At 60.0% G+C, this 4,151-nt stretch carries 3 protein-coding genes; 2 read left to right on the forward strand and 1 reads right to left on the reverse strand.

The window, feature by feature from the left end:
• Positions 1 to 32: 32 nt before the first annotated feature.
• Positions 33 to 1,073 (reverse strand): alpha/beta hydrolase, encoded by a 1,041-nt coding sequence (locus VL202_RS25400; protein WP_325466836.1) that lies wholly within the window; start codon positions 1,071 to 1,073, stop codon positions 33 to 35.
• 319 nt (positions 1,074 to 1,392) lie between these two features.
• Between VL202_RS25400 and VL202_RS25405 the strand changes: the two genes are divergently transcribed.
• Together VL202_RS25405 and VL202_RS25410 are read left to right on the forward strand one after the other, a co-directional pair.
• Complete coding sequence (locus VL202_RS25405) at positions 1,393 to 3,168, forward strand: cytochrome c biogenesis protein DipZ (RefSeq protein ID WP_325466837.1); 1,776 nt, start codon at positions 1,393 to 1,395, stop codon at positions 3,166 to 3,168.
• A 47-nt stretch (positions 3,169 to 3,215) separates the two neighbouring features.
• A complete protein-coding gene (locus VL202_RS25410; protein WP_325466838.1) occupies positions 3,216 to 3,968 on the forward strand; it encodes an alpha/beta hydrolase in 753 nt (250 codons plus the stop codon).
• Positions 3,969 to 4,151: the final 183 nt, after the last annotated feature.

A 4,151-nucleotide genomic window follows, 5' to 3' on the forward strand; every position in this document is an offset into this window, starting at 1 on the left:
CGAGTAAAGGAGTTTCTCGCGGCGGCTGACGTTCAGAATTTCGCAACGTCAAGGATGGCCTTAGCGAATGTCTGCGGCGCCTCCTGGGGCAGATTATGCCCGACACCTGCTACATTTCGGTGCTCGTATCTTCCAGAGAACTTCTTTGCATAGGAGGATGGTTCCGGATGCGGCGCGGCGTTTTCATCGCCTTCCATGGTGATCGTCGGAATAGTGATGATTGGCCGCATCGCCAGCTGCCTCTCGTAGGCATCGTATTCTGCTTCGCCTTCGGCGAGACCCAGCCGCCAGCGGTAATTATGAATGGTGATGTCCACGTGGTCCGGATTATCGAATGTGGTAGCCGAGCGATGGAAAGTCTCGTCGTCGAATTTCCATGTCGGCGATGCCGTCCGCCAGATCAGCTTTGCAAACTCGTGCGTGTTGGCGGCATAACCGAGCCGTCCCCGCTCCGTCGCAAAGTAGAACTGATACCACCAGGAAAGTTCCGCCGCCGGCGGAAGTGGCGTGCTGTTGGCCGCCTGGCTGCCGATGAGATAGCCGCTGACCGAAACCATCGCCTTGCAGCGCTCCGGCCAGAGAGCCGCCATGATGCTAACGGTGCGCGCACCCCAGTCATATCCGCCCAGGATCGCCTTTTCGACGCCGAGTGCATCCATGAACGCGATCATGTCGGCCGCCAGCGCTGCCTGCTGGCCATTACGCGGCGTTTCGTCCGAAAGGAAGCGGGTCGTGCCATGGCCGCGCAGATAGGGAATGATAACGCGGTAGCCTGCATCGGCCAGGATCGGTGCGACATCCACATAGCTACGGATATCGTAAGGCCAGCCGTGAACGAGCAGGACAACGGGACCATCGACTGGGCCGGCTTCTGCGTATCCGATATCGAGCACACCGGCCTTGATCTGCTTCAGCGCTGCGAAGGAGGTGTTCCCTCCTGCCCTGACCGCCGCCAGGGATGCGGCGGGTGACCGGGCATTGGCGATCGCGGTCATGCCGAATTCGGCGGCAGCCACGGTCATGGCGGCGATACCGAAGAAGCGGCGACGCTGGTGGTTGAATGCGGGTGACATCGTTCTCTCCATCTCGATTGGTGTTGATGGCAAGAAGGCTGGCAGCATGTATCCCCCATGTGTCGCGCCAAGCGCGCGATTGAATGCGGATGTAGCATCGGGCGTCCTCGATACGTTTTGATACAATCCGTTCCGTCTGTTGGTCAGCGCTGCTGGCGATTGCGTCACCGTGTCGTGGAGCCGAAAGGTTCCTACATTGCGGTACATTTCTCAATGAAGCCGGACACATCCGGGATACGTCGCTCCGACCAGATTGGCACCGTTCCTGGTCGCGCCCATCGCCGTCCAGAATCCACCAATCGGCTTCAAGGAAACGACGATGACACTTCTCATCATTGCCTATCTCGGAGGCGCGCTGACCATTCTCAGCCCGTGCATCCTTCCCATTCTCCCCTTCGTCTTTGCCCGCGCGGGACAGCCCTTCATCAGAAGCACGCTGCCCATGCTGATTGGCATGAGCGTGACTTTCGCACTGGTCGCGACGCTTGCAGCGGTCGGCGGAAGCTGGGCGATCCATGCGAATGAATACGGCCGTCTTGCTGCGATCCTGTTGCTTGCCGTCTTCGGGGTCAGCCTTCTTTCGCCACGCATTGCGGGCGTCGTCACCCAGCCGGTCGTCGATTTTGGCAACAGGCTGCTGAATGCATCCGGCAGGCCGGGCTCCGTACCGGCGGCGGCGAGCGCCTTCATCCTTGGCGTGGCGACCGGGCTGCTCTGGGCGCCTTGCGCCGGACCAATCCTCGGCCTCGTGCTAACGGGCGCGGCCTTGCAAGGCGCCAATCTGCAAACGACCTTCCTGCTGGTCGCCTATGCTGCGGGTGCGGCGACGTCGCTTGCCGTTGCCCTTCTTGTCGGCGGGAGGATCTTTGCCGGCATGAAGCGGTCGCTGGGCGTCAGCGAGCGTATTCGCCAGGTGCTGGGTGCAGCGGTTCTGGCCGGCGTTGCCGTCATCGCGCTGGGTCTCGACACCGGCCTCCTGGCACGGCTTTCCTATGCCAGCACGTCTGCCTTCGAACAGGCTGTGCTTGACCAGCTCCATGAAAAGCCTGCCGTCGGATCATCATCCGATCTTGCCGCCAACGGTACGTCGGCTGCCGCCCTGGATACCGGCAGTCCCTTCCTCAGCGATCTTCCCACGGAAGGGCGTGCGCCATCGCTGAACGGCGCCGTCGAATGGCTCAATTCGCCGCCTCTGACAACGGAAGAGCTGCGCGGCAAGGTCGTCCTCATCGATTTCTGGACCTATTCCTGCATAAACTGCATCCGCACCGTGCCTTACGTGCGCGCTTGGGCCGAAAAATACAAGGATCAGGGTCTGGTCGTCATTGGCGTGCATGCCCCGGAATTCGCCTTCGAGAAGAAGATCGACAATGTCAAAAAGGCGGTCGCCGACTTCAAGATCGGCTATCCGGTCGCGATCGACAACGACTACAGGATCTGGCGGGCTTTTGAAAACAGCTACTGGCCGGCCCATTATCTGATCGATGCAAAAGGCAATATTCGCTACCACCACTTCGGCGAAGGCAACTACCCCCAGACCGAACAGGCAATCCAGGATCTGCTGCGCGAAGCCGGCAGCGAGATGGCCTCGACTGCGCCAGTGACGCCGGAGGCAAAAGGTGCCGAGGCGAGCCCGGACCTCAAGAACATCCGCTCCGGCGAGAGCTATCTCGGCTACAAACGCGCCGCCGGCTTCGTCTCTCCGGAAAACCTGCGTGCCGACGCCGCCAACACATATTCCATCGACCAGCCGGGCCTGAACGAATGGGGCTTCTCCGGAAGCTGGACGGTCGGCGCCGAGCACGCCGTATTGGATCGAGCGGATGGCAGCATCCTCTATCGTTTCAGCGCCCGCGACCTGCATCTGGTCCTCGGACCTGGCGCCGCCAGCAAACCTGTTCGCTTCCGGGTGACGATCGACGGCAAGGCGCCCGGGGCCAGCCATGGCGCAGATACCGATGCCGGCGGATACGGCACGGTGACCTCGACAAAACTCTATCAGCTGGTCCGCCAATCCGGCGATGTGGAGGCCCGGACTTTCGAAATCCGTTTCCTCGATCCGGGTGTCGAAGCATACGCCTTCACCTTCGGCTGAAACCTCATTTCCCTTTAAAATCAACCATGAAAACAGGAGTCAAACGCATGAACCGTCATTACATCTCGACCCTCGCGCTCGCTTTCGCTACCAGTATCCTCGCCTTCGCTGCGCAGGCCGCCGATGTCAAAAATATCGTCATCGTCCATGGTGCGCTCGCCGATGGTTCGGGCTGGCGCAGGGCATCCGATATCCTCGTCCGGCGAGGCTTCAATGTCACGATCGTGCAGCAGCCGATCACCTCGCTTGCCGACGATGTCGCGGCTACCAATCGGGTTCTCGACCTGCAGGACGGCCCGACGCTCCTCGTCGGTCACAGCTATGGCGGCATGGTGATCACCGAAGCCGGCCACAGCCCGGCTGTCGCCGGTCTCGTATATGTCGCAGCTTTCCAGCCGGGCAAAGGCGAAAGTCTGCTCAGCCTCGCAAGCTCGAAACCGGCTGGCGGAATGAATATCCGCGAAACAAAGGACGGAAAATATCTCTATCTCGACCCCGCTGCTTTTGCGAAGGATTTCGCCGCCGACCTGCCGAAAGACGACGCCGCATTTCTCGCGAGGTCGCAGGTTTTCGCCTCGAAGGAAGCCTTTTCCACGAAGGTTGGTGATCCCGCCTGGAAGACGAAGCGGAGCTGGTCCATCGTCGCGACTGAAGACCGCTCCATCAATCCCGAACTTGAGCGTGAGATGGCGAAGCGAGCCGGTAGCGCGGTGACGGAGATAAAATCCAGTCATGCCGTTTTCGCCTCGCAGCCCGAAAAGGTTGCTGACGTCATCGAAAGAGCGGCGAAGGCACTCTGATGTCGATGGGCCGGTGGCGATCCGACATATGGATTGCCACTGGTCCCATTGTCATCAAATGGCTGCGAAACTTATGCCGAGGCGCGATCACAGCTTGCAGGATCTATTCTTCGCCGCTGCTATTAACCATCTAATTATCTGATAATAAAAATTATTTTCAGTTTTGCGGTTTAGTCCGACGAT

Origin of the sequence: Pararhizobium sp., from assembly GCF_035497515.1 — a bacterium.
Lineage (GTDB): Bacteria > Pseudomonadota > Alphaproteobacteria > Rhizobiales > Rhizobiaceae > Pararhizobium.